We start from the raw sequence: 26149 nt of genomic DNA, 5'->3' as shown, positions 1-26149 counted from the left end.
CTACAATAGAAAAAATTGATGGTAAAAAAATTTCTAAGTCTTATTGGCTTGGGCGTGAGTGAAAGCCGCTTTCACAAAAGAAGCAAACAGTGGATGCGGACTAAAAGGCCGCGACTTTAGCTCTGGATGAAACTGCACCCCGATGAACCAAGGGTGATCCCTATATTCCACCGTTTCTGGCAAAACTCCATCAGGCGACATCCCAGAAAAAATCAGACCGCAGGCCTCAAGTTGCTCCTTATAAGCGATATTCACTTCATAACGATGACGGTGACGTTCTGAAATTTCGCTCTTGCCATAAATATGAGCAATCAGGCTTTCTTCCATTAGCCGCGCTTTATAAGCACCTAGCCGCATAGTTCCGCCAATATCGCCATTGGCGCTCCGCTTTTCAATTCGGCTACCATTGACCCATTCAGTCATCAGGCCAACGATAGGAGCGCTAGTCGCACCCAACTCAGTAGAAGATGCATCTTGCAAGCCGCCAATATGGCGCGCTGCTTCAATGCAGGCAACCTGCATCCCAAAACAGATCCCGAAATAAGGAATTTTATTCTCACGGGCAAAACGCGCCGCTTGAATCTTACCTTCCGCGCCCCTCTCACCGAATGCACCTGGTACAAGAATACCATCGACGTCTTCAAAATAGAGGGAGGGATCTTCCTTTTCAAAAATTTCGGCGTCAATCCATTTGAGATCAACCGCCAAATGATGTGCAATACCCCCATGAACCAAAGCTTCTGCCAAAGATTTATAGGCGTCTTTTAGATCCGTATATTTTCCAGCAACAGCAATAGTCACTCGGCCACGCGGATAATGGATCGCTTGGCTGATCTTGTGCCATGGCTCCATATTTGGAGCGGGTGCAGGATCTATACCAAAGGCCGCAAGAACTTCACTATCAAGCCCTTCCTGATGATAGGCCATGGGAACATCATAAATGCTATCAACGTCTAAAGCTTGAATCACCGCACTCGGCCGCACATTGCAAAAAAGAGATAATTTACGCCTCTCGGCCTCTGGAATGGGACGGTCAGCGCGAATAAGTAGAATATCGGGGGCGATCCCTAAGGCTTGAAGCTCTTTAACCGAATGCTGAGTAGGTTTAGTTTTTAGTTCACCAGCAGTAGGGATATAAGGCATAAGAGTGAGGTGCATGTAAATCGCGCCATAGCGGGGCAATTCGTTATGCAATTGACGGATAGCTTCTAAAAATGGCATCGCTTCAATATCGCCGACCGTACCGCCGATCTCGCAAAGCACAAAATCATAGGCTTCGTTACCTTCAACGATAAAGCTCTTAATTTCATCAGTCACATGGGGGATCACCTGCACGGTGGCGCCTAAGTAATCACCACGCCGCTCGCGTTCAATAATATTGCGATAAATACGCCCCGTGGTGATATTATCAGACTTATTAGCCGAACGCCCAGTAAAGCGCTCATAATGCCCAAGATCAAGATCAGTCTCAGCGCCGTCATCAGTTACAAAGACTTCCCCATGCTGGTACGGAGACATGGTGCCGGGATCCACATTCAAATAAGGATCGAGTTTACGGATACGAACAGAGTACCCGCGAGCCTGTAATAAGGCAGCTAAAGCTGCTGCAGCAATGCCTTTTCCAAGAGAGGAAACCACGCCACCAGTAATAAAAACATATCGTGCCATGGGGTTATGGATATAAGGGATTTCCGCCGATTCGACCAGCAAAAAATGTTTCCATCATCAATTAATCTCACGATTTTCACTTTTGTCCCCAAAATGGATATCCCACAATAAAAAACGCGCTAAGGAGCGTGCTTTTTATACAAAGCACTTATCTATTGTACTGTAGAGGTAGGACTTGGAGCAAGTGGAACAGGATTTTGCGGTGCTTTATCCACACCCACATCAACGGGTGCGCTCACTGATCCTGAATCTGAATTAGGAATAGGATTTACCGCGCCAGGGATAGGATTTGAAGGAGGTACGGTATTTACGCCTTCATCCGGGGTCTTCGAATCGCCCAATTGCTCAATAAGAGAGGGCGCAACCTCTTTCTGGCCTGCAGGGATACGGTTTAAAATATCGGAAACAGGGTTGGAAATCGTTCCCATAACTCCTAGAGTAATGGAAGTAATAAAGAAGCCCACTGCCAAAAGCGCCGTTAAACGGGTGAGAGCGTTTTTACTACCACGGGCTGTCATAAAGCCTGCCCCTCCGCCCACGCCAAGGCCGCCGCCCTCTGACCTTTGGATCAAAATGACGCCCACAAGGGCGATAACGATTAAAAGATGTATGGCGATTAATACTGTTTGCATAAGCCTGCTCTTTATAAGTGTTCGCGGCTATTTACACGGAAATAGCACATAATCCAAGGAAAAACCGCTATTTTAAGGAATAATTTTATGCGTTATCTTCCTATAAACATCACAAATAGCGAGAAAATCTTCCGCAAGCAAGCTTGCACCTCCAACCAAAGCTCCATCCACATTAGAAAGCCCCAAAAGACCCAATGCATTGTCAGACTTAACCGAGCCGCCATAAAGCAACCGAATTGTCCTAGCTATTGTCCCATAACGTTGTTCTAAATAAATACGCATAAAATCATGTACTTCGCTTACCGCCCCAAGATTCGCCGCCTGCCCCGTACCGATGGCCCAAAGCGGCTCATAAGCAATAATAAGGTTATGGGGCGTCATATTTTCAGTATTTTTTTCTTGTTGAGCCTGAGCAATCGAATCATCCAATTGCTTCGCAATAAGGGTAAGAGTTTTTCCCGCTTCACGTTCCGCCAATGATTCGCCTACGCACAGAATAACACAAAGGCCCGCTTTCCAGGCAGCCTGCATTTTCCTACCAATCAATTCATTACTTTCATGATAAGCTTGACGGCGTTCTGAATGACCTAGAATCACATAATGCGCTCCCACGTCCTTTAACATAGCTGCTGAAATGTCACCCGTATAGGAACCGGAAGCAAATGAGTGACAATCTTGTCCACCTAATAACAATTTCTCCCCATCTAAAGCTTCACGCGCAGCATAGAGCAAAGTAGCAGGCACGCAAATAAGAGCATCAAGTAAATAAGCAAGATCAGAATGAATACCTGCAGCAATAGCACGCAGCTCCCCCAATGCATTGCGTGTTCCATTCATTTTCCAGTTTCCTGCCACTAAAGGCCGAATAGAAGGAGTCATCATTTACCTCGCTTGTTTATAGGCGTTAGCTCTTCCTATCAAATTGCCAACACAAAGCAAGTGCTTCGCCTTACCTCTTGAATGTCGCTTATACACAGCCTATGAAAGGACTATAAATAGTAAAATAGGACACAGCGATGCTTGATACCATACGTAATGCTGCCAATTCTTGGATTGCAAAGGTTTTTTTGACCATTCTGCTTTTATGTTTTGCGCTTTTATGGGGAATCCCTGAATTACGGCAAACGCATAGTAATGACCTTCTAACCGCTGGAAAATCCTCAGTAACGGTTAATGATTATCGCGTTGCTTATGGTGAACAACTAGTCCGCATGTCTTTGGCCTCTGGCCTTGGTCGTATGTTAAGTAATGGAGAAGCACAGCGCTATCAATTGCCACAATTCACTATTTACCAATTGCAACAAAATATTGCCCTTGATGAAGAGGCACGGCGTATGAAAATCGGCGTTTCAAAAGATCAAATTGCCCGCTCCATTGGAAAAAATCAGCTATTTATGCAAAACGGTGTTTTTGATCGCAATCAATTTTTAGCCTATTTACAACAATTAAACATTAACGAAAATGAATACATCCAGTATTACGCCCAAAAAGAAAAACGCACCCAATTATTATTAGCAACGCTTGGCAATGTAAAAATGTCGGACACGTTTTATATAGCTCTTTCTGCCTATCAAAACGAAACCCGCGCCATTGATTATGTGACCTTAAGCACGCAAAACTTACCTCCCATCGGCGAACCAGACCCAAAAACCTTAGAAAGCTGGTTTGAAAGTCATAAACAAATGTTCCGCGCCCCCGAGTATCGCCAAGCCACTCTTATGACACTAACACCGGAGGCATTGGTCAAGCCTGAAGATATTTCAGAAGAAACTGCCAAAGCCTATTATACGAGCAATCTTACCCGCTACCAAACCCCAGAAAAGCGTACCGTTGAAATTTTACACTTTGCATCGCGTGCTGAGGCCGATGCAGCAGCACAAAAATTAAAGAATGGTGATGATTTTCCCCACCTTGTTCAAGAACAGGGGAAAACCCTCGCCTCTATCAACACAGGATCATTGACTCAAGATAAACTGCCCTCATCAATCGGAACTGTTGTCTTTTCTCTCAAACTTAAAGAGATAAGCCCTGTGACCAATAGTTTACAAGGGCCAGTTATTATGCGCCTTGTCGACATTGCTCCCGCCCATACTACACCGTACAAAGAAGTAGCTAGCGCTGTCAAACAAACTTTGGCGCAGCAAATAGGGCTCAAACAATTGCGCTCCACCCACGACGCCATTGAAAATGCGCGTTTCGAAGGTGTGAATTTGAAAGAATTATCAGCTACTTATCACTTGCCACTGCGCACTATCACCGTGGACGCTCAGGGCATCTCGCCGCAAGGAGAGCCCGTTGCTGACCTTGTACAACGAAACCTTTTGCTTGATAGCGTTTTTCAAGCAAGCGAAGACATGGATCTTGACCCGATTGCCATTCCCAGCGGCGGCTACATTTGGTACCAAGTTGATCATATAGCACCAGCCCACGACCGTCCCTTTGCGCAAGTAAAAGACAAAGTATTAGCGCAGTGGCATGAAGAAGCCAAAACAAAACAGCTAGATGAAGTAACAAAGTCTATTCTTGAATTATCCAAAAACGATAACAACCTAGACCAAATTATTACGCAATATCGCTTAGAACCAAAGAAAATCCTGCCCCCTTTCAAACGCGATGTAAAACCTGATAATCTCAATGCAAGTGCTATCAACGCTATCTTTAGTACAGGCGAAGGAAAGGTAAACGTAGCACAAGGAATAGATAAAAACAGTCGTATTTTCTTTATTGTACGAGCAATCAACCATCCTCAATCAGCCTCTACCTTTGCGCTTTCTCCTCAATGGAAAAAACAAATTGATAGCGCCCTTAGCGAAGATCTGCGGGTACAAATGATCAACTTCATAAGCAAAGAAGCTCCCGTTACAATTGACAACGACAATTTTAACCGAATCATGGCCGCACCGTAACCAAATGCGCTCATCACCAACACAGCGGAAGCTAGGGACATAAAATGCACGATCTAAAACCCTTTATTCACAAAGTGGCAAGCGGGGAAACGCTGAGCGTGCACGAAGCCGAAGCCGCATTTAACTTGCTTATGGGAGGGGAAACAACACCCGCCCAAATAGGTGGATTTTTGCTAGCTTTGCGCACACGGGGGGAAACTCTAGATGAACTAACCGGTGCTGTGCGTTCTATGAGACAAAAAATGCTTCCCGTTCAAGCGGTAGAAGGCGCTATGGATATTGTAGGTACAGGCGGAGATCGGTCAGGCTCCTATAATGTTTCAACGGCCGCGTCCTTTGTAGTAGCTGCAGCGGGCGTACCCGTGGCAAAACACGGCAATCGCGCGCTTTCTTCAAAATCAGGCGCCGCTGATGCTTTAAAAGCGCTTGGAGTAAATATTAACGCCTCCTCTGCCACGATTACCCGTTGTATCCAAGAGGTAGGGCTTGGCTTTATTTTTGCTCCCAACCACCATGCTGCTATGCGGCATGTAGCGGCTCCTCGTTTAGAGCTTGGTACAAGAACAATTTTCAATCTCTTAGGGCCACTTGCAAATCCCGCTGGAGTGAAAAAACATTTAATTGGTGTTTTTTCACCCGATTGGCTTATCCCCATGGCCAAAGTTTTACAGGTTTTAGGATCTGAAGCATTATGGATTGTCCACGGCGATGGAATGGATGAGCTTACCACCACAGGGGAAACGCAAGTTGTTGCCCTTGAAGAAGGGGATATACGCCAATTCACCCTCACACCCGAATCGGTAGGATTGCAACGCACCACTCTCTCCGCCCTACAAGGAGGTGAAGCCCAGTATAATGCACGCGCACTCTTAGAGGTACTGGAAGGAAAAAACGGGGCCTATCGCGATATCGTCCTTTTAAATGCAAGTGCAGCGCTGCTCATTGCTGGGCGTGTTCATACTTTAAAGGATGGAGTAGACATGGCTCGCGCGGTCATTGACCAAGGCAAAGCCCGTTCATGTCTTGAAGAGCTTATCAAAACCTCTCATCAAAGCGACACAATATGAGTGACATTTTAGAAAAAATAGGCCGATATAAGCATGCTGAAATTGCCAAAGCCAAAGAAGTCCTGCCATTAGATACCATAAAGGCACAATTAGCCACCGTACCACCACCACGTAATTTTATAAAGGCACTTGAGCAGAAAAGGCAAGAAGGACAATTTGCTCTTATTGCAGAGATTAAAAAAGCAAGCCCCTCAAAAGGGCTCATTCGAGCCAATTTTGATCCACCTGCTCTGGCCAAGGCCTATGAAGCAGGGGGGGCAGCGTGCCTCTCAGTACTGACCGATGGCCCATCTTTTCAGGGTGCCCTACCCTTTTTAAAAGCCGCACGTGCTGCGTGCACCCTTCCTGTTTTGCGCAAGGATTTTTTTTACGATATATACCAAGTCTATGAAGCCCGCTACTGGGGTGCAGATTGTATTTTAATTATCTTGGCCGCGGTTGATGATACTTGTGCGCAAGAACTTGAAAGGGTAGCGTTTGATTTAGGCATGGATGTATTGCTTGAAACCCATAATGAACAAGAAGTCGTGCGCGCTTTGCAGCTTTCTTCCCCCCTTATCGGCATAAATAACCGCAATTTGCATGATTTTTCCATTAATCTCGCCCATAGTGAACGTTTAGCGCCCTGCATCCCTGAAGGTAAAATTTTAGTAGGAGAAAGTGGCATCTTTACCCACGCCGATATGCAACGCCTGCACAAAGTCGGAATAGAGACCTTTTTGATCGGTGAGAGCCTAATGCGCCAAACCGATGTGGCGGCCGCCACCCAAGCACTTTTAGCTCCACAAAGAGATTAAAGGCTCGGCAAATGGCCGGTCAATGCCATTTTTGCCATCGCGCTATAGCGACGCAAGGAAGAAAACGTTGGCACTTTTGTAAAATTCTCTGCTCCAAGCCGCACACTTTGCCGCAAAGAATGCGGAATAAGCGCAAGAGGCAAAAAGGCTGAAAGCAAAACCTTTGGAACGGCTTTATAATGCACACATAAAGCCTGGTAGTAATCCCACGCTAAAGCAGTTGCAGCTTCAATGATTAGACGTTTTTGCCCTTTATTTAAGCGCCCTTCTAATACATCTTCTGCTTCCGCCCCCGCCGCTTTTATGATATCCATGGGCAAATAAATTTGCGCGCGAGCTTGCGTGATAGGCAACATTCGCAATAAGCCACCCATTGCTTGGGCAAATCCTCCGTAGACGCAAGCATCATCAGCAATCTTTGCAGCATCTTTATTAAGAATCTGACAACTTAATTGTAAAAGCATACACGCCGTTTCCCTACAATAAGCCTCAAAGGCTACCATATCAGGCATAGGGTCATTATAAAGGTCAAAAAGGCGGGCATCACAATAGCGTAAAAAAGCCTCTTTAGGCAGATCAAATTCTATGATTGTGGCACGCAAAGCTTGTAGCACGGGGCCGAGAGCAGCGGTCTGTAACTCTTCGCTATTATCCAAAGCATCACGCCACCAGCGTAAACGTATTTCCCCCAAAAGAGGGTCTTTTACAGTTTCTCGTATACGAGCAATTTCAGCATTAAACGCAAAAAGTGCAGCCAAATGAGGACGCTTAGAGGGAGGAGCATAGAGGGTTGCTAAATACCGCTCATAATCAACAGCCCGTAAATGGCTAAGGCAATAAGAAGCAGAGTGCATCATATGACGGCGAATAATAAAGCAGCAACAGCTCTATCCTCTGCGAGTAAAACATTGAATGTACGCACCGCCGCCCCCGTGCTCATACTATCAGTGGATATGAAGCGGTTGCGCAACTTTTCCTGCAAAGCACCAGGCAAACGCAAAAGCTCCTTCCCCGTGCCGACTAGTAAAATTTCTATAGTCTCAGACTCTTCCCAGACCTTTGCAAGGTCATGCTCAGTGGGGAGCGGTGAAGCCATCTCAATACCATAAATCCCCGAAGGTAAACAAAGGATAGAACCGCGATGCGACATATCGGCAAAGCGAAACCCACCATTTCCATAAGCATCAATGGGTGCGCGCCTTGGAAAATGTGCAACGCGCATTTCTAATCCTGTTACCATAGCACTTTGCTACCCTCCTACAGACAAATTCACGCTCTGCCGAAAGCACATGAATATAACCGTGCTTAAGAAGCGCGATCTTCATCCTTTTTTTCGCTGGTTTCTTCAGGGTTCTTTTTATTTTCCTTTTTATTTATTTTAGGCTTTTGTTCTGTTTTAATAGCGTTATCGGCAATAGGCTCACCCCTCACTCGGACATTAGCCAAGGTAGAACGAAGAACACGAATACGAACGCCTTCAGCAATTTCCACCTCTAATTCACCACTTTCACCCAAAACTTTAGTCACACGACCAATCACCCCCCCGCCGGTTACAACACTATCACCACGACGTACAGCGTTGAGCATTTCCTGCCGTTGTTTCATTTGGTTGCGTTGCGGACGGAAGATCATAAAATACATAATAAAGGCGATCGCTATAAAAGGCAGAATCTGATAAAGATAAGAACCCCCTTCTGAAGCGTTCACAGCAGCTTGAGCATAAGCATTATTGATAAACATTTAATTCCTCTTTATTTATCGGGCATGGCCCGCTTTACAAAAATCCACATCACCTTACATATTAGATGAATCCCTGCGATAGCAAAAACACTCATTGCAGGGATGGTTTGCATCTAAGCGGCCGGTTTCATGTTCCAAGACTTAAAACCTTGAACATAAGAACGCAACCGTAAAACACCATAAACAATAACATTATTATCAACCCACCATGATCTCTCAAAACCCCTTTATTAAAAAATGAAGCGTGCTAATAGCCGTTCTTGAACAGTTAGTGCCGTCCCGTACTGCCCCCCTTTAATATTGACGAAGGATCTTACTTCCTGTGGCAACCTTAAACGCTCTTGCTAAAACAATTCGATACGCAAGCAGCAATTGATCTGTACCTTATCTACGACAGTGATTGCATGCAGGATATTTTATGCGGAAATGCACGTCGTTTTGCTTGGCAACTCCTCGCCAATAATCCGCTCTTGTGGGGCACGAATGGTATAGAAAACCGTCCCTTATTAAAACTATTCACGCTACATTATGCCAAGATAGAACCTTGCCCAACCCCTTGAAACTTGTGGAAATTTATCACGAAGATCTAGCAATCTTACCAATTCTAATTGATTTCTTAAAAAATCAAAAGGCACATTTTGTAGTATTTTATGATGATCTTTCATTTGATCACAATATAACAAGCTATACACCTCTTAGGGCAGCAATTGATAGCAGCTTTGACGAACGACCTTAAAACATGATCTTCTATGCTACATCTTAGATGCCCGCATCCCTTCTGTAGCCAAGGAGATTATCTAGCTATGATAGCTGCCTATATACAGTATTTAACTACTAAACACTCCCAAAGCTAGCCGCACAGCGGATTAGAATGAGCGACAGCCACAATCTCTGCTCTCGTTGCATTGCATGGCAACGCAACCAATACCTTGCAGCCCCACTCAGAACTAAATAATCAAGCGCCACTAACACATAGCAAAACGCGTGCTAAGGCTCTAGATATCCTAAAGGATCCACTGGCGTAGTGCCTTGGCGCACTTCAAAATGCAAACGTGGAGGGCCACCATTACTTGGGGCGCCTGATTTGGCAATCTCTTCCCCGCGCCGCACCCTTTGCTTAGGTTGCACCAGATTTTTGCTATTATAGCCATAAACTGTGATAAGATTATTTTCGTGCAGAATCAAAATGGTATTACCAAATTCCTTCAAGCCATCCCCTGCATACATCACAATACCATTTTCCGCGGCCCGCACCGATGTGCCTTTTGGCGCCATGATATCAAGCCCATCATTCTTGGTAGAGCCTTCCTTTTGGCCAAAGCGGCTTAAAATTCGCCCTTGGACAGGCCAACGTAGAGTGCCAATCCCCGTGGATTGTGGAGCTTGAACCTGGATATTTTGAGTAATAGAAGCAGGCGGAGGCGTTGTCTCACTATTTTGTGAGGGCGAGACTTTTTGTGGAACAATAGGGGCAGGCGGCGGGGCGCTTGGCTTGGCTATTACCTGCGCTGGCGCTTTAGAAGGTTCTACTGCTCTTGGCATAGCAGCGTGTGTTGGTGACGCTATTGCTCTCGTCCCCAAAAGCAATACCTGACCCGATCTAATGCGATTATCACTTAAACTATTTGCGGCTTGCAAAGCAGAAACACTTACCCCAAACCGGCGGCCAATGCTGTAAAGCGTATCTCCATCGCGAACTGTGTATGTTCCAACGCTTGTTGAGGTTAACGGATTCACAGAGGAACGCGGCAAGGGCGCAGATGCAATATCGCGCGACAATGTGCCTAGATTACGCGGGGGCGCACCCAAAATCTCACCATGCGGCCCCCGTCGCGGCGCAATAGATTCGCTCTCCACTGGGGCATCTAAATCACTACTCACGACATAGGCAGGCTGGATAGCAGCCTGCGGATTGGGCTGAATTGGGCGGGTAGCAGAAGCCGGAGATTGTCTGATAGCATCTTCATAGAAACCATCGGAAAAACGATCCGTATCCGCGCTACAACCAGCAATCAACCCTACTACGGCTAAAAGCACCGAGCCGCTCCAATAAGATTGAAGCCTTTTCTTTATCATTTTATCACTCATAGCTTGTGCATCTCGCAATTATCAATATTAATCTTTAAGTACGGGAAGTTACTGGGCGGTTAAAATTATTGATTCTATCAAAAAAAATACATAAAAGAAAGCTGTCTAGAGTCTACTTTTTTCGCCAAAAATTCAAAAAAATGCGCACTCAAAGAGCCGCCGCGACGCCTTCAATAAAAGGCTGATAACGCACTTTTAAAATATCAGCTCGTTCAACTTGACTTCCCATTTTACTATAACACACGACTATTTGTGGCCCGTTTTCAGCACCAATTGCTTGTATCAGCAAGCCATTGCCTGAAAGAATTTCTAAAAATTCATGCGGGTCATCACGCCGTGAAGGCCAAATAATAATACGATCGAATGGCCCTGCGCCTGCCACAATGTGGCTGCCATCCGTCTGTCGTAGCACTATATTATCCAATTTTAATACACGGAATCTTTCACGCGCCTTATCAGCAAGGGTTTTATAACGCTCAACTGATAAGACTCGCCCCGCTAAATAAGCGATAAGTGCTGTGCAAAAACCTGAACCAGTACCCACTTCTAATACGCGATGTTTTTTTTCAAGCTTCAAGGCTGCAAGGATCATCAACTGCTCTTCGAGCCGTTCAATATATTCACCACAGCTAATAGGAATAATTTTATTTTCATAAGCGCTTTCAGCCAAATGCCTCGGCACAAAATTTTGCCGCGGGATATGTTCGAGGGCAGCGAAAATACGCATATCATCCAAGCCCTTTGCACGCAAACGCAGCATTAAATGAGCAAGTTCCTCCCGCTGTGAGAGGGTGGTAGAAGCCATATTCATAGCGGATCCATTATGTAAACCACAATATTCTTAGGAGGCGGTTGCCAAGACATGATATCATAGAACGCAGAAAATGTAGGAGTCTTCTCTCTAAGGTGATTATACCAATTCACCCGCAGAGGTAATACAAGTTTTGCCGCCCATATAAGAGCGCAAAGCAGAAGGAATAATAACAGAGCCGTCGGCCTGCTGGTAATTCTCAAGAACAGCAATTAAACAGCGGCCTAAGGCAGTACCTGAACCATTTAAAGTATGCACAAAACGCAAATTTTTGTCATTAGGACGCCGATAGCGCGCATTCATCCGTCGGGCTTGGAAATCACCACAAGTAGAACAACTAGAAACTTCACGATAACGCCCCTGCCCCGGCAACCAAACCTCAAGATCATAGGTCTTACGCGAACCAAAAGTGATGTCGCCGGTACACAAAGCCATTACCCGATAGGGAAGTTCTAACCTTTGCAAAACGGTTTCTGCACAGCGGGTTAAGCGCTCCAATTCACCATCTGAATTTTCTTCATCGGTAATTGAAACAAGCTCCACCTTCCAAAACTGATGTTGTCGCAACATACCTCGTGTATCGCGCCCTGCTGAACCCGCTTCTGAGCGAAAGCAAGGGGAAAGTGACATAAAACGCAAGGGAAGCGCTCGCCCATCCAGCACTTCACCCGCCACCAAATTGGTAAGGGAAACCTCTGCCGTAGGAATGAGCCAGAGGCCATCAATCGTCTTGAAAGAGTCTTCAGCAAATTTTGGTAATTGTCCGGTTCCGTACATAGCACTATCCCGCACTAGGATAGGACCAGAAATTTCTTGATAACCGTGTTCCTCTCCGTGTAAATTGAGCATAAATTGCCCCAAAGCTCGCTCAAGCCGCGCTAAAGCGCCCGATAAAACTACAAATCGCGCCCCTGACAAACGGCTAGCATGATCAAAATCCATCTGCCGTAAGTGCCCAACATCCCAAGCTTCTCCAATACTGAAGTGTTCTTTTGGAGAAAAATCAAAATCTGGCAAGGTACCATAAGTGCGTACCAGTAGATTATCATCTTCATCCTTACCGAGAGGAACATCATCGCGTACAATATTAGGCAGGCTTAAAAGCAATGTATACAACTGCTGCCCTAAAGCTTTTTCTTCAGCTTCTGATTGTGTAAGTCTAGTCTTAATCACAACCATTTTAGCCTTTAGGGACTCAATATTAGCCATATTGCCAGCAGCCATTGCTTTGCCAATTTCTTTGGAAATAAGGTTGCGATGCTCTTGCAATTCTTGCATCTTAGCAACCTGTTGACGGCGCGCAAGATCAAGCATCAAAACTTCTTGGGCCTTAGCTTCAACCCCTCTTTTAGCCATCGCGGCATCGAATTGTTCAGGATGATCTCTTATCCATTTTATGTCCAGCATTGATAGGTTTCTCTCCTGCTAAGCACTACGGGGGCTATTATGTCAAAACATTATGCAAATCGGCTCCTCCTTTTCAAGAGGGAGGACGCTCTTTCTTGTTATTACGCTTTTCAATAAAAAGAGCTACGAGGATCGAAACTTCATAAAGGGCAATGGTAGGAATTGCTACAGCAAACATAGTAAAAAGATCAGAAGGCGTAACTACAGCAGCCATAATTGTAGCAGCTAAAATTGCCCATTTACGTTTATCTACTAAAGTTTGAGGACGCAACAACTGTACCTTTACCAAAAGCCCTGTGACCAAGGGCAACTGAAAAATCAGTCCAAAAATCAAGATGAAGGAAGTCATAAAACTAAGATATTCGGAAATCCGCGCGATAAACTCTACCTTGAGGTGCGAATCCGGCAAAAATTGTTGCGAAAGGCTGAACCATAGAATCATCGGCGCGACGAGACCGTAGACAAACGCGCCCCCCAATAAAAACAGCACAGGAGCGCCAATAAGAAAAGGCAAAAAAGCGTGTCGTTCATTTTTATAAAGACCGGGAGCAATGAAACTATAAAGCTGAAACGCCATATAAGGAAAAGATAAAATCACAGCACCAAAGGCTGCCAACTTCACCTTGGTAAGAAAAGTTTCCCACACTTGTGTGGACTGAAGGCGTATTTGGTCAGGCATTCCGCCCGATATTTTCATAGCCCACTGATAAGGCCACAAGAGAAAGTTTAAAATATAATCTTTGGCAAAAAAGCAAATAAAGAAGGCAAGAGCAAAGGCAAGCAATGCTGCTATAATTCTTTGTCGTAATTCGATTAAATGCTCCAAAAGCGGCGCTATTCCAAGCTCTGTTTCGTCTTTTTCCCCGTTCACGTTTTATTCTTCCTACTTTGAAAGTGTGCCTTTTTTGGCTTTATTTGGCGCATGAGATACCTCTACGTCCTTTTTATTAACAGAGCCAGTATGCTCATCTGTTATAGGGGGGGTATCCACACTGCTGTTTTCTTGATCTTCCTTGACCTTTTGATCAGGCATAAGAATTTGCGCATCAAATTCCGTACGCACATCTCTTGCTGCCTCTCGCAATGGCTCTAAAAGTTCTGCCAAATTTTTGCGGGGATCAAAGGTTTTTACTTGGCTATTTGCTTCACCAAGGCTTTTCTGAATTTCATTAATCTCGCTCTCGCGCATCGCTTCATCAAACTGGCGGCGAAATTCCTGGGCGGTTCCGCGCATCTGTGCTGTGATCCTACCAATTGTTCGAAACATTTTTGGCAAATCTTTTGGACCAACTACCACGATCAACACAAGAAGAATAACAAGAAATTCAGGACCGTCAATGCCAAACATCACATGCGCTTCTCTGTTGTACACTGCCCATTACGCAAAATAGCCCTTACACTGTTTTGTCTCTTTATCCATTATCCCCCCTGAGCACTAGGTACCCTTTTTATAATCAATGTTGCGCCTTACACTTTTGGATTTCTTGTCGTCTTTGCGTTCGTTGGCTTAATAGTATTGCGTTTTTTGGTATCCTGACTAATAATAGAGGATTTATAACCCGTTTTTACAGAGGGGCTCTCCACCACCTCTTCCGCTTGCATCTCTAAGCTACTAAGCGGATCTACTGGGACATAGGGAGCATCGCCTTGTGCAGGCGTTTGCTCCTCTTTCATACCAGTTTTGAAGGCCTTAATACCCTTCGCTAAATCTCCCATAAAATCTGCAATCCGGCCGCTGCGAAAGAACACAAGCACAACTAAAAGAATTATAATCAAATGAACGGGGGCAAGTATATTTCCCATTGTAATCTCTCTTGTTATGGCCAATCACTTATGGCCGTGCACCACATCATAGCTAAACTTCTATCATTTTTCAAATGGAACAACTTAATTTGAAAGAATGATAACATCCCCTCCTAGAGCATCCAGTGCTAACAAAGGGAAATCGCTTCTTAATTTATATAACGCAGTACGAAAATAATATAAGGGTGTCCAACCAAAATCTTTACTCCATAAGTTGCCAAAATGTTGCGCGCAAGGCCGCTTCATCACTTTGATCTCCTAGCTCTGTCCTTATAAAACCTTCTGCATTATAGGCGCGCTGGAGAGCTTTGCCTTTAAGGAATGGAACCACAGCAGCAATCTGCACCATCTCATCTAAGCAACCATTACAATGAAGCACAACATCGCAACCAGCATCTAGTGCTCCGTTAGCTAAATCAGCTAACGCACCAGATAAAGCCTTCATGGACAAATCATCACATATCAAAAGCCCATCAAAACCTAAAGCGCCTCGAATAATATCATTTACCACTTTTGGTGATAGAGTAGCTGGCCATGTTTTATCAATGGCTTCATAAACAATGTGGGCGGTCATAGCAACGGGCAAATGGCTTAAAGCTTTAAACGGTACAAAATCAGTTTTTGACAACTCAGCAAGGCTAGCCTCCACACGAGCAAGAGCAAAATGCGTATCACACAAAGCGCGCCCATGCCCTGGTATATGCTTCATCACAGGCAAAATACCGCCAGCCATCAGCCCTTCTGCTGCCGCCCGCCCCATAGACGTAACTACCATCGGATCATCACTATAAGCACGCGAACCGATAATCTCATCTGCCCCCGCAACAGGCACATCAACAAGCGGCAAACAATTAGCATTGATCCCTAAACGCTGAAGATCAAAAGCATGCAGACGCGACATTAACCAAGCAGCTTTTTGTCCTTTTATGTGGTCAGCCCCGTAAATAAGGCCAAGATGTGCCGCAGTAGGATAGTCAGGAGCCAAAGGTGGCCGCAAATGTTGGACTTTTCCGCCCTCTTGATCAAGAAAAATAGGCACTATACTACGTCCACTAATAGCGGCTAAATCGCGGGTCAAGGCTTTTACTTGCGTAGCATTTTTAATATTGCGAGCAAATAAAATAAAACCCCAAGGCTTATGCATTAGGATAAAAGCTCTCTCTTGTGGCGTGAGGGTAAAACCACTTAAACCAACTATCATTGCTTTCATACCACTCCCCTTATTACCACCATGCCTCTGTACATCCCTCTTTAACCTTCTAAGACACCAAAGAAAAACACACCAGAGTGCTGTTCTTTACTCCTGCTCTTGCCGCATGGAGTATCTGCTTTATCTATACCTTACACCTTTTATCCATGCCCATAAAGGCCAATAGATGACACTTACCCGCCGTAGCTTGCTCTTAACCTTTCCGTGCCTTCTTAGTGCTTGTATAACTAAGCAGTCCATAGATGTAACACCCACCACAAAAAACTACCGTAAACCTGTTAGTGCGCCTATTCCTGAGTATTATCAAGCGCTTTATGGATCGGTCTATGATGAGCAATTCCCTATAGCAGCGGTTGACCTACAGACCATATCACCACGCTTCTGGCGGCGGACTATTGCCTTTCCATTACGCTATCGCGCTGGAACTATCATTATTGACCTTGCACATTATTTTTGTTATTTTGTTCTGCCTAATGGGCATGCTATCCGCTATGGCGTTGGCATTGCAAAGACCACACGCAATGACTTTAAAGGATCAGCTACCATCGGTCGTAAAGCTGTGTGGCCAAGTTGGACACCCACTGACAATATGATCAAAACTCAGCCAAAACGCTATGGGGACTTGAAAGAAGGCATGCCGCCTGGCTCACAAAATCCCTTGGGCGCACGTGCACTGTATCTTTATCGCGAGGGACGAGATACCCTGTTTCGCCTGCATGGCTCACCTGAAGCATGGTCTATAGGCCACCGCGTGTCTTCTGGTTGTATTCGGTTTCTTAACCAAGATATTATTGATCTCTACCACCGCGTTTCTGTCGGCGATACCGTCATCATCGTCCACGATGGATTGAGCCTTAAGGAAGAACAAAGTCCATAAACTGAAACCCTTGGCACCCACATAATCACATGGTACATAGCGCTTATGAATTATCGCCATGTCTATCACGCCGGCAATTTTGCCGATATTTTCAAACATATCGTAATCACCCGCATTATTGATTATTTGAAACGCAAACCCCAAGCTTTTCGCGTTATTGATACCCATGCTGGTATAGGCTTTTATGACCTGCAAAGCGAAGAAGCTCAGAAAACCCTTGAATGGAAAAATGGCATTGGCCGATTTCTTTCAAACCCTGAAGCCATTTGCGAGCACCCCTTGCTCAAGTCCTGGTATCAAGTGGTTATTGAAATGTCCCAAAACTCCGATGACTTGCGCTTTTATCCCGGTTCTCCTTGGCTTATGCGCCGCTTATTGAGGCGCCAAGACCGGTTAAGCGCCATTGAATTTCATCCCGCAGACTATAAAATTCTTGCCCAAAACTTCACGGGCGACTTCCAAACCAAAACCTTTCATCTTGATGGCTGGCTTGCGCTTAAATCGCAATTGCCTCCTAAAGAAAAACGCGGTATGATCTTAATTGATCCGCCTTTTGAAGAAAAAGACGAATTTTCGCAAATTGTAAATAGCATTATATCTTCGGCCTTCCCCTAAATTTCCCCTTTAATTTCTTAAAAACGCCTTCGGTCTTGAACCGGAAAGCGGGGCTCTAGCCCCCGCAATTCCTTATTCAAATTCGTTGGTCACGTCAAAAAGCCTAACGACGATAAAGGCCTTCTTTGTCGTCATTGATTTTTTGGTTGTGTCCTATGTTGTGACCAAAAAAGGATGTTTTAATGATTGATCTTGTAGCCGAACAAGTCAAGATAGAAGCCAAAATGCGGGACTTAGGGGCTGAACAGTTCCAAGCAACTTATCAAAAATGGTGTGACCAAGGTCGTGACTCTGAGAGCAAAAGTGTTCGTACAGCTTTGCTATCAGGAGTTGAACCTTTAGCAAAAGCCATTACTGATTTCATCAAAGAGACTGAACGCAAAAAGGTAGGGCGTAAACATTCCACGGCACTCAAATTAAAACAATTTGAGCCAAGCAAATTAGCTTATATTGTCCTAAAGGCGACGCTAGACGGCTTTGTGCAAGAGCGCGAGCTACCTAAGCTTGCCATTCGTATTGGTGAGTATCTAGAGGCTGAGGAACGTTTTTATCATTTTTCCCAAAACCATAGCTCTATTGCTAATCTAGCACTCAAAAATCTTAACAAAGAAAGCTTGGACGGTGCTTATAGGCGTAATGCACTCAACCGACTTATGCGTAATAATCAAACAGAAGAAGAACAGAACGCTATATGCTGGACACAATCGGAAAAGTGTCTTGTAGGAATTAAACTCATAGAGCTTTTATGCTTTTCGACGGGCTTTCTAGAGGTTTGTCAAGTTCGGCGGCGTAAAAAAACCTATCGTGTTGTTATGGCAACCGAGCGTTTTTTAACATGGATAGCGAGTCTCAATACCCAATGCGAGATTATGCACCCCCATTATTTGCCTTGTGTCATTCCACCCAAAGACTGGACGTCTCTCAAAGGTGGTGGTTATCATACAGAGGCTTTAGCCTATCCTTTATCCCTTGTACGCACCCGTAGCCGCGCTCATAAGCGTTTACTCAAAAAAGCTGATCTTTCGCTCACCTATCGTGTGGTCAATGCTCTACAGCAAACGCCATGGAAAGTTAACTCTCGTGTGCTAGAGGCCGCACTTTACCTCTATGAGCAAGGGAGCGGCTTGGCTGGTCTTCCAAGCGAAGATTTTCCCTTACCACCAAAGCCTTATGACATTGACACTAACGAAGACAGTCGTAAGGCTTGGCGACAAGATGCGGCGCGTGTCTATGATTATAACTTTGTATTAGCGAGTCGTCGTATTCTAACCATTAAAACCTTAACAACGGCACGCGACTTCACCTCCTATGAAGCCATTTACTTTCCCTATCATTTAGACTTTCGCGGTCGTGTCTACTCAGTTGTAACAGGTCTATCGCCCCAAGGCACAGATCTTGCTAAAGGCCTTCTCACCTTTGCTAAGGGTGAAGCTATTGTAGAGCAAGAGGCTTGGGATTGGTTAGCCATTCATGGTGCTAATTGCTATGGCGCAGGTGATAGTGATTTTGAGCAGAGATTGGCCTTTGCGCAAGAGCATAGCGCGCGTATATGTGCAATAGCAAAGGAGCCATTAGACGACTTATGGTGGACAAAGGCTAAAAACCCCTTTTGCTTTTTGGCTTGGTGTTTTGAATGGGCAAAGGGCGTAGAGGCGAAGGCTAAGGGCGAGGTATTCTATAGTAGTCTTCCTATTGCTATGGACGGCTCATGCAATGGTTTACAGCATTACGCCGCGATGTTGGCCGACCCCGTAGCGGGTGAAGCGGTCAACCTTGTTCCCTCTCAAAAACCACAAGACATTTACGAACGTGTAGCTTTATCAACTCGTGAACGTCTAAAGGAACTTATAGAGAACGGCAATGATGAGGAGCGGGCTTTAGCGCAACAATGGTTAGATTTTGGTATTGACCGAAGTCTAACGAAACGCCCCGTTATGATCTTACCCTATGGCGGTACATTTGATGCTTGTCAAAAGTACGTTTATGAAGCGGTGTTAGCACGCAATGGTGGTAATCTCACCTATGATAGCCTTAGTAAAATCACCAAGCCATTAGCTAAGTATATTTGGGAGGCGATAGATGATGTTGTTATTTCGGCTAGATTGGCTATGGCGTGGTTGCGCACAATCGCCGCTATGGTTGCCAAGGGCGGGCAAGCGGTGCACTGGACAACGCCTACGGGCTTTCCCGTCTATCAATATTACCCAAAATTTGAACTCCACAGGATAAAGACAGCGCTTTTTGGTACGGCATATCGACCAAAGGTGTATGAAGAAATTCCAAACGAGCTTGACAAAACGCGTCATGTCAACGGTGTAGCGCCTAACTTTGTTCATTCCTTAGACGCTAGCGCGCTCTTCTTCACAGTCGATGAGGCTGTCAAGGCGGGGATAGAGGCTTTCGCTATGGTGCATGATAGTTACGGCACTCACGCGGCACATGCCCCGCAATTGGCACGCCTTTTGCGTCAAGCCTTTATAAAGCTCTATCAAGGTCAAGACATCTTAACCAACTTCAAGCGGGAAGTCATTCCTATAGAACGTCAAGACGAGGTAGCAGAGCCCCCGTTTATAGGCGGTCTAGAGCTTAAGGCGATTGCCCAAAGTCCCTACTTTTTTGCTTAATTTTAATTAGGGTACCCTTACGGAAGAAAGAAAGATATTCTGATGCACTCAAAACATTTATTTACGCTCCACTTTGGCGCCCTGCATGACGACATTATCGTTGAGGGTAGAACCTTTGTTCGCAGAGACTTAACCCAAAAACAATTCTCACGTCTTCGTAAAATTCTCATCAACATTGCGCTTTCACAAAAGCTTATTGGAAAGAAGTCAAAATGAACCGTGATCTTTTACACTCTCTATCGCCCCAAACTGTCGGACAAGCAAGCCTTAAGCAACTCAAAGAAACTGATACATCTTCAAAAGAAATCCAAGCAGTGGCCTTTGCAATTACCCTTCTAAGCTATTGCCGCAAGAAGAGAATAGAGGTTGGCGATGTGTTCACCGTAGCTAATAACATTCTTTATTCCAAAGAAGCTGAACAGGCACCGGCTTTGCGCGCTCTTCACAATTACATGCAATTCGAATTTTAGGAACTTTACTCATGGCAAACACCACACAAGATAGGCCGCGTCTTAGACTCAACACACCAAAAGGCCTTTTAAAATACCCCCACCTTACCGAGGTGGACTATGGTACACAAGCCTTTCCCAATAAAGAAGGCTCTTACAACACACGGCTTATTTTAAAGGCACAAGCCCCAACGACGCAAGCCTTTATAGAAAAGCTAGATGCCTTCATGGAGCAAGCCAAACAATGGGCAGAAGAGCAATTAGAGCAGTTACCGGTAAAAACCCGCAAAGATATTGAGCGAGGCGGCGGCCTTAAGGCACAAGCCCCTTATTCAGAGCTCTACGATGATACAACAGAAGAGCCATTAGGTGAGATTGAATTCCGTTTCAAGAAGAAAGCAAGCGGCGTAGGTAAAGACGCCAAAACTTGGCAATCGTCACCCCCGCCACTCTTTGACGCCTCTAAACCCCCTAAAAGGATTGATAAGAAACTAGAAATTTGGAGCGGAAGTCAAGCGATTATTAACGCTGATTATCTTCCTTATTTGGTTGCCTCTTCCGGAACATATGGGCTAACCGCGCGCTTGAACGCTGTACAAATTATAGAGCTTGTCAATCGCGAGGGCGGCCAAAATGCTCAGTCTTACGGCTTTAGTGGTAATGACGAAGGGTATTGCTTTGCGGGCGAGGACGAGGACACAGCGCCTTTTGATCAGAGTCAAAACAGTAGCGCTGATGATGCTTGCGACGCAGCCGCGGACTTCTAGAGCAAGGGGCATAAGGGCAGGATATCGTTCGGGGCTTGAAGAACTTGTAGCGCAACAATTGAAGCGTCTAGGAATTGACGGGGCTTATGAGAGCCTAAAAATTCCCTATACACCGCCAAGCAAATTGCGTCACTATACGCCCGACTTTATCTTGCCCAATGGCATTATCATAGAGACAAAGGGGCGCTTTATCACCGCTGATCGCCAAAAGCATAAATACATTAAAAGCGAACATAGCGCTCTTGATATTCGGTTTGTCTTCTCAAACGCTAAAACAAAATTGTCCAAAGGTTCCCCGACCACTTATGGCAAGTGGTGTGAACAACATGGCTTTCTCTATAGCGTTCGTTGTATTCCCAAAGATTGGCTCTTAGAGCCCCCTTGTCCACACCGTCTCAATGCCCTTTCCAGCATCAAATCATCCACGCTTACTTTGTGAGGTATTCATGAGTCGTTATCAAGCGATCAATGGGAAAACCATGTGTGAATGTATTTTGGACGTACTCCAAAGCGGTAAGTCCATATCCAACGTGGAAGCCCAAGCACTCTTTCGTTGTCGTGCTTTACCAAAAAGGATCAGTGAACTACGCGTTCTTGGCTATCCTATTAAGGCCTATTGGCGTGAGGATATCACCGGCCAAAGGTACAAACGCTATCAATTAGAACAGGTCAAAGCCAATGTTTGACCCAAAGCTAACCACTTTCATCACCCTTATTACCATTACTGGACTGATATTCTTATATGAGTCCACCTTATTTTGGAGCTATGTATGGAGTCTTTAGATGCAGAATTTCTCAATCACGAACCATGCCCACAATGCGGCTCTAAGGATAATCTAGCGCGTTATGATGACGGTCACGGCTATTGCTTTGGGTGTCAATATTACGAAAAAGCAAAAGGCGTAAGCGCACCCAGTCCTTATATAGGCCTTTGCGCTATGGGCGAGGCTAAGTTTATTCCTTCAAGGGGTTTAACAAAAGAGACATGCGAGAAATGGCGCTACACCATATCAACCTATCAAAACAAGCACGTACATATTGCTCATTATTGCGATGATATGGGGCGCCCTATTGCCCAAAAGCTACGCTTTGACGACAAGAGCTTTAAATTCTTAGGTGACGCCAAAGCCGTTGGCCTTTATGGGCAACATTTATGGCGGGACGGAGGTAAGCGGGTGGTGATCACGGAAGGCGAACTTGACGCGCTTTCGGTTTCGCAAATCCAAAATCATAAATGGCCGGTTGTCTCTCTTCCAACGGGGGCGGCAGGGGCTAAACGGGCTCTACAAAAATCCTTTGAATGGCTTAATCGCTTTGAAGAAGTCGTATTGATGTTTGATAATGACGAGGCAGGGCTACGGGCGGCTAGTCAATGTTCTACACTCCAGTTTCCGGCAGGTAAGTTACGGGTTGCGCGCTTGCCGCTCAAAGATGCAAGCGAGATGCTCAAAGCCAAGCGCCATAGCGAAGTGGTCGACGCCATTTTCGGGGCAAAACCCTATCGTCCTAACGACGTTTCTTTTGAGGAAGCAGAGAGTCATAATGACGAACCTGACGATGATATAGGCTTTGAACTTCCCTATGAAGGCTTAATGGAAAAGACTCAAGGGATACAACTTGGGGAGTTGTGGACGTTCACCGCTGGTACAGGCATTGGCAAATCCACTTTGGTACGTGAATGTGCTTATCATTTTCTAAAGTTAGGTCATAAAGTAGGTATGCTCATGCTTGAAGAGAGTGTGAAACGCACTATGCGTGGTATGGCTGGTCTAGCTATTGATAAGCCCGCTCACCTTATGTGGAACAGTCTTAGCGAAGAAGAAAAAACCAAAGGCCTTGAAGCGACCGTACGTACGGGGCGTCTTGGTTTTTATGACCATTTCGGCGTTACTGATCTTGATACGATTATCGACAAAATTCGCTATATGGCGGCAGGGTGTGAGTGTCAATTTATTATCCTTGATCACTTATCATTTTTGACTTCTAGTTCAAGAGAAAGTGACGAGCGCCGTCTTATAGATCACGTCATGTCTAGCTTAAAAAAACTAGCTAAGGAACTGAACATAGGTCTTCTTTTGGTCTCTCATTTAAAACGTATTAGCGGCGATAAAGGCCATGAAGACGGCGCAGGGGTTTCTATATCTCATTTACGCGGCTCATCAACCATTGCTAATTATTCAGATTATGTCATTGGCCTAGAGCGCAATACGCAAGCACAAGACAAGAACCGCACCACTTTACGTGTTCTCAAAAACCGCCGCACCGGCGACACAGGCCTAGCGGGTCACTTGGTTTATACGCCCGAGACAGGGCGCTTGCAGGATGCACCAAACATTTTCTCACCAACATTAGAACAAGAGGAGGCCTTGACTCCTTTTTAGGAGCTTATATGGAACTTATCTTTGATATTGAAACCGACGGCCTTTTGCCTTTGGTGAGTAAAATACATTGCCTTGTTATTAAGGATCTTAAAACAGGGCAAATATCTTCTTTTACACAAGAGACTATGGAGCAAGGTATCGCGCTCTTAAGCCAAGCAGAACGCCTTATTGGCCATAATATTATCGGCTTTGATCTTCCCGTCATTCAAAAGCTCTATCCAAAGTTTGAAACAAAAGGCGTGCTTATTGATACCTTAGTCTTTGCGCGTCTTATTTGGCCGCAAATTAGCGATATAGATCATAATCTTATCAAAAAGGGGCGTTTGCCTTCGACCCTTCTTGGCCGCTATAGTCTAGAGGCTTTCGGCTATCGTTTTGGTAACTATAAGGGCGATTATGCACAAGTGATGCAAGCCAAAGGCCTTGACCCTTGGGCGGCCTATAGCGAAGAGATGCGCCTTTATTGTGAACAAGATGTTGCACTCACCCACGTTCTTTATAAGCACTTGTTAGAAAAGAGTAAGGGGTGTGAGAAGGCCATAGACTTAGAAATGCAAGTAGCCAAAATCTTAGCGCGTCAAACTCAATGGGGGTTTGCCTTTGATAAGGCGCGCGCCCAACAATTCTATCTTGAACTTATAAGCGAGCGCGAGGCACTTAACGAAGACTTGCAGAAAACTTTTGGCATGTGGATAGAGCCCGACGGCGTACCCAAAGTTGCCAAACAAACCCGCCGTTTTAAAGGACAACTCATTGCAGAAGGAGTCACATATCAAAAGATAAAATACTTACACTTCAATCCAAACTCCACACATCATATTGCCAATCGTCTACAGAAATTGTTTGGCTGGAAACCAAAAGCCTTTACCCCTTCGGGTAAACCGCAATTGGACGAAACGATCTTGGCTAAATTGCCTTGGCCGCAAGTCAAGCAATTAGCGCGTTATATGATGTTATCCAAACGTATTGGTCAATTATACGAAGGAAACCAAGCATGGTTAAAACTTGAACAAAAAGGACGTATTCATGGCCGCGTCAATACATTAGGCGCAGTAACACGGCGTATGACCCACCAAAACCCTAATATGGCGCAAGTTCCAAATAGCGTCTCAGCGTTTGGCAAGGAATGCCGCGCGCTCTTTAGGGCAACAGAAGGCTTTGTGCTGGTTGGTTGTGATGCTGACGCCTTGGAGTTAAGGTGTTTAGCGGGCTATATGGCGCGCTATGATGAGGGCGCGTATATCCAAACGGTGCTATCAGGAGATAAAGCTAAAGGCACAGATATGCATTCGGTCAATGCCCGCGCTTTAGGGCTTGACCCAAAAGCCCTCTATAAGGTTGAGAGTAGAGAGGCATCAGGGCGCGATATTGCTAAAACGTGGTTTTATGCTTTCATCTATGGAGCGGGGGATTTAAAACTAGGCCTTATTATGGGGGCGAATGGTTCTGATAAGAAGATTGCCCAAAGCGGCAAAAGCTCACGTAACGCCTTTTTGGTAGCACTTCCCGCTTTAGGTCAATTGGTTAATGCAGTCAAAGAGCGTGTACAAAAACGCGGCTTTTTAAAAGCCATTGACGGCGGGCGCCTTTTGGTACGCTCTCAACATGGCGCTTTGAACACACTCCTCCAATCAGCAGGGGCTTTGTTCATGAAACAAGCCCTTGTCATTTTAGATCAAAATCTTAAACAAGCAGGACTTATCCCACGTAAAGATTATGAGTTTTGCGCCAATATCCATGATGAATGGCAAATTGATGTACGTCCATACCACGTTGCCTTTGTTATGAAGGCGGCGCCCGACTCTATACGCTTGGCGGGTGAAGCGTTTAACTTTGCTTGCCCCTTAGCGGGTAACGCCGTTTCAGGTGAGACATGGGCGCACACGCACTAAGACAAAAAGATCTACGGCGCAATAAGGGCGGCGGGTTTCTTTATGTCATGACCAATCCAGCATGGCCGTATTATAGTAAGGTAGGACGCACGACCGATCTTTTATCGCGCTACCGCTCTTACCAAACGGCAAGCCCATACCGCGATTTCCTCCTTTATTATTATCGCTACTTTCAGAATATTTGGGCGGCAGAACGCCATTTTTTCCAAACATTCAAGCAATGTGAACGCCGCGGCGAATGGTTAGCCCTTCACCCCGACGACGCTTGCCTTTTGATTGATAGAGTCAAGGAGGAACACTTAGCTTAAGGAGAGACCCATTCGTACACAATTGCTTATTGACGGCGATTTATTCGCCTATCAAATTGCTTGCGTTCATCAAGAAACTTATAATTTTGGTGAAAGCACCGCCGTAG

At 45.3% G+C, this 26149-nt stretch carries 28 protein-coding genes and 1 pseudogene; 16 read left to right on the top strand and 13 right to left on the bottom strand.

What is annotated here, in order from left to right; translation table 11 throughout:
• Positions 1-33: 33 nt before the first annotated feature.
• The 3 genes from ACK28X_RS07850 to tpiA all read right to left on the bottom strand — a co-directional run bounded on the left by ACK28X_RS07850 (position 34) and on the right by tpiA (position 3179).
• Positions 34-1668: a CTP synthase gene (locus ACK28X_RS07850; RefSeq protein WP_412058474.1), complete on the bottom strand. Its 1635-nt coding sequence runs from the start codon at positions 1666-1668 to the stop codon at positions 34-36.
• 152 nt (positions 1669-1820) lie between these two features.
• Entirely contained in the window at positions 1821-2300 is a 480-nt protein-coding gene (secG, locus tag ACK28X_RS07845; protein WP_412058473.1) for a preprotein translocase subunit SecG, read from the bottom strand.
• Between the two features lie 72 nt (positions 2301-2372).
• Positions 2373-3179 carry a triose-phosphate isomerase gene (gene tpiA / locus ACK28X_RS07840; protein WP_412058507.1) on the bottom strand — a complete coding sequence of 269 codons (807 nt, stop codon included), beginning with the start codon at positions 3177-3179 and terminating at the stop codon, positions 2373-2375.
• 137 nt (positions 3180-3316) lie between these two features.
• On the opposite strand from tpiA, the gene ACK28X_RS07835 reads away from it, so the two are divergent.
• Genes ACK28X_RS07835 through trpC form a run of 3 tightly spaced genes read left to right on the top strand, consistent with a single transcriptional unit; the run spans position 3317 to position 7070 of the window.
• Complete coding sequence (locus ACK28X_RS07835) at positions 3317-5206, top strand: peptidyl-prolyl cis-trans isomerase (RefSeq protein WP_412058472.1); 1890 nt, start codon at positions 3317-3319, stop codon at positions 5204-5206.
• 44 nt (positions 5207-5250) lie between these two features.
• Complete coding sequence (gene trpD, locus ACK28X_RS07830; RefSeq protein WP_412058471.1) at positions 5251-6273, top strand: anthranilate phosphoribosyltransferase; 1023 nt, start codon at positions 5251-5253, stop codon at positions 6271-6273.
• The gene (gene trpC, locus ACK28X_RS07825; RefSeq protein ID WP_412058470.1) at positions 6270-7070 is read left to right on the top strand and encodes an indole-3-glycerol phosphate synthase TrpC; all 801 of its coding nucleotides are present in this window, start codon (positions 6270-6272) and stop codon (positions 7068-7070) included. The genes trpD and trpC overlap by 4 nt, the downstream gene beginning before the upstream one ends.
• Here trpC and ACK28X_RS07820 read toward each other — a convergent pair.
• From ACK28X_RS07820 to yajC, 3 genes are all read right to left on the bottom strand, one after another.
• A complete protein-coding gene (locus tag ACK28X_RS07820) occupies positions 7067-7927 on the bottom strand; it encodes a phytoene/squalene synthase family protein (protein WP_412058469.1) in 861 nt (286 codons plus the stop codon). The two genes, trpC and ACK28X_RS07820, sit on opposite strands and share 4 nt — an antisense overlap.
• The gene (locus tag ACK28X_RS07815; protein WP_412058468.1) at positions 7924-8310 is read right to left on the bottom strand and encodes an Mth938-like domain-containing protein; all 387 of its coding nucleotides are present in this window, start codon (positions 8308-8310) and stop codon (positions 7924-7926) included. Before ACK28X_RS07815 ends, ACK28X_RS07820 begins: the two co-directional genes overlap by 4 nt.
• Before the next feature lie 65 nt (positions 8311-8375).
• Complete coding sequence (gene yajC / locus ACK28X_RS07810; protein ID WP_412058467.1) at positions 8376-8810, bottom strand: preprotein translocase subunit YajC; 435 nt, start codon at positions 8808-8810, stop codon at positions 8376-8378.
• 341 nt (positions 8811-9151) lie between these two features.
• Between yajC and ACK28X_RS07805 the strand changes: the two genes are divergently transcribed.
• Complete coding sequence (locus ACK28X_RS07805; RefSeq protein ID WP_412058509.1) at positions 9152-9370, top strand: hypothetical protein; 219 nt, start codon at positions 9152-9154, stop codon at positions 9368-9370.
• Complete coding sequence (locus ACK28X_RS07800) at positions 9283-9546, top strand: DUF815 domain-containing protein (protein WP_412058466.1); 264 nt, start codon at positions 9283-9285, stop codon at positions 9544-9546. The genes ACK28X_RS07805 and ACK28X_RS07800 overlap by 88 nt, the downstream gene beginning before the upstream one ends.
• A gap of 251 nt (positions 9547-9797) precedes the next feature.
• Here ACK28X_RS07800 and ACK28X_RS07795 read toward each other — a convergent pair whose 3' ends face one another.
• The 7 genes from ACK28X_RS07795 to nagZ all read right to left on the bottom strand — a co-directional run bounded on the left by ACK28X_RS07795 (position 9798) and on the right by nagZ (position 16129).
• Entirely contained in the window at positions 9798-10886 is a 1089-nt protein-coding gene (locus tag ACK28X_RS07795) for a peptidoglycan DD-metalloendopeptidase family protein (RefSeq protein ID WP_412058465.1), read from the bottom strand.
• A gap of 160 nt (positions 10887-11046) precedes the next feature.
• Positions 11047-11703 carry a protein-L-isoaspartate(D-aspartate) O-methyltransferase gene (locus ACK28X_RS07790; protein WP_412058506.1) on the bottom strand — a complete coding sequence of 219 codons (657 nt, stop codon included), beginning with the start codon at positions 11701-11703 and terminating at the stop codon, positions 11047-11049.
• A gap of 105 nt (positions 11704-11808) precedes the next feature.
• Complete coding sequence (gene serS, locus ACK28X_RS07785) at positions 11809-13116, bottom strand: serine--tRNA ligase (RefSeq protein WP_412058464.1); 1308 nt, start codon at positions 13114-13116, stop codon at positions 11809-11811.
• 73 nt (positions 13117-13189) lie between these two features.
• The gene (gene tatC / locus ACK28X_RS07780) at positions 13190-13987 is read right to left on the bottom strand and encodes a twin-arginine translocase subunit TatC (protein WP_412058463.1); all 798 of its coding nucleotides are present in this window, start codon (positions 13985-13987) and stop codon (positions 13190-13192) included.
• Between the two features lie 12 nt (positions 13988-13999).
• On the bottom strand, positions 14000-14464 hold the full coding sequence (gene tatB, locus ACK28X_RS07775; RefSeq protein ID WP_412058462.1) for a Sec-independent protein translocase protein TatB: 465 nt from the start codon (positions 14462-14464) through the stop codon (positions 14000-14002).
• Positions 14465-14583: 119 nt separating this feature from the next.
• Positions 14584-14919 carry a twin-arginine translocase TatA/TatE family subunit gene (locus ACK28X_RS07770; RefSeq protein WP_412058461.1) on the bottom strand — a complete coding sequence of 112 codons (336 nt, stop codon included), beginning with the start codon at positions 14917-14919 and terminating at the stop codon, positions 14584-14586.
• Positions 14920-15121: 202 nt separating this feature from the next.
• Entirely contained in the window at positions 15122-16129 is a 1008-nt protein-coding gene (gene nagZ, locus ACK28X_RS07765; RefSeq protein ID WP_412058460.1) for a beta-N-acetylhexosaminidase, read from the bottom strand.
• 166 nt (positions 16130-16295) lie between these two features.
• On the opposite strand from nagZ, the gene ACK28X_RS07760 reads away from it, so the two are divergent.
• The 11 genes and pseudogenes from ACK28X_RS07760 to ACK28X_RS07710 all read left to right on the top strand — a co-directional run bounded on the left by ACK28X_RS07760 (position 16296) and on the right by ACK28X_RS07710 (position 26042).
• Entirely contained in the window at positions 16296-17006 is a 711-nt protein-coding gene (locus ACK28X_RS07760; RefSeq protein ID WP_412058459.1) for a L,D-transpeptidase, read from the top strand.
• 45 nt (positions 17007-17051) lie between these two features.
• Positions 17052-17609: pseudogene (gene rlmJ / locus ACK28X_RS07755) on the top strand (23S rRNA (adenine(2030)-N(6))-methyltransferase RlmJ); the annotation flags it as partial.
• A gap of 194 nt (positions 17610-17803) precedes the next feature.
• Positions 17804-20245, top strand: coding sequence for a DNA-directed RNA polymerase (locus ACK28X_RS07750; protein WP_412058458.1), 2442 nt, complete (start codon positions 17804-17806; stop codon positions 20243-20245).
• 42 nt (positions 20246-20287) lie between these two features.
• Entirely contained in the window at positions 20288-20461 is a 174-nt protein-coding gene (locus ACK28X_RS07745; protein WP_412058457.1) for a hypothetical protein, read from the top strand.
• Complete coding sequence (locus ACK28X_RS07740) at positions 20458-20715, top strand: hypothetical protein (RefSeq protein WP_412058456.1); 258 nt, start codon at positions 20458-20460, stop codon at positions 20713-20715. Before ACK28X_RS07745 ends, ACK28X_RS07740 begins: the two co-directional genes overlap by 4 nt.
• 11 nt (positions 20716-20726) lie before the next feature.
• Entirely contained in the window at positions 20727-21461 is a 735-nt protein-coding gene (locus ACK28X_RS07735) for a hypothetical protein (protein WP_412058455.1), read from the top strand.
• Positions 21430-21900, top strand: coding sequence for a hypothetical protein (locus ACK28X_RS07730; protein ID WP_412058454.1), 471 nt, complete (start codon positions 21430-21432; stop codon positions 21898-21900). Before ACK28X_RS07735 ends, ACK28X_RS07730 begins: the two co-directional genes overlap by 32 nt.
• Positions 21901-21907: 7 nt before the next feature.
• A complete protein-coding gene (locus tag ACK28X_RS07725; RefSeq protein WP_412058453.1) occupies positions 21908-22147 on the top strand; it encodes a helix-turn-helix domain-containing protein in 240 nt (79 codons plus the stop codon).
• 84 nt (positions 22148-22231) lie between these two features.
• Positions 22232-23842, top strand: a complete 1611-nt coding sequence (locus tag ACK28X_RS07720) for a DnaB-like helicase C-terminal domain-containing protein (protein WP_412058452.1) — start codon at positions 22232-22234, stop codon at positions 23840-23842.
• An 8-nt stretch (positions 23843-23850) separates the two neighbouring features.
• Entirely contained in the window at positions 23851-25734 is a 1884-nt protein-coding gene (locus ACK28X_RS07715; protein WP_412058451.1) for a DNA polymerase, read from the top strand.
• Positions 25716-26042 (top strand): GIY-YIG nuclease family protein, encoded by a 327-nt coding sequence (locus ACK28X_RS07710; protein WP_412057737.1) that lies wholly within the window; start codon positions 25716-25718, stop codon positions 26040-26042. Before ACK28X_RS07715 ends, ACK28X_RS07710 begins: the two co-directional genes overlap by 19 nt.
• Positions 26043-26149: the final 107 nt, after the last annotated feature.

Origin of the sequence: Bartonella sp. DGB2 (genome assembly GCF_046843095.1) — a bacterium.
GTDB lineage: Bacteria > Pseudomonadota > Alphaproteobacteria > Rhizobiales > Rhizobiaceae > Bartonella.
Note: the sequence above shows the minus strand (reverse complement) of the source record. Positions and strands in the feature narration are given on the sequence as shown.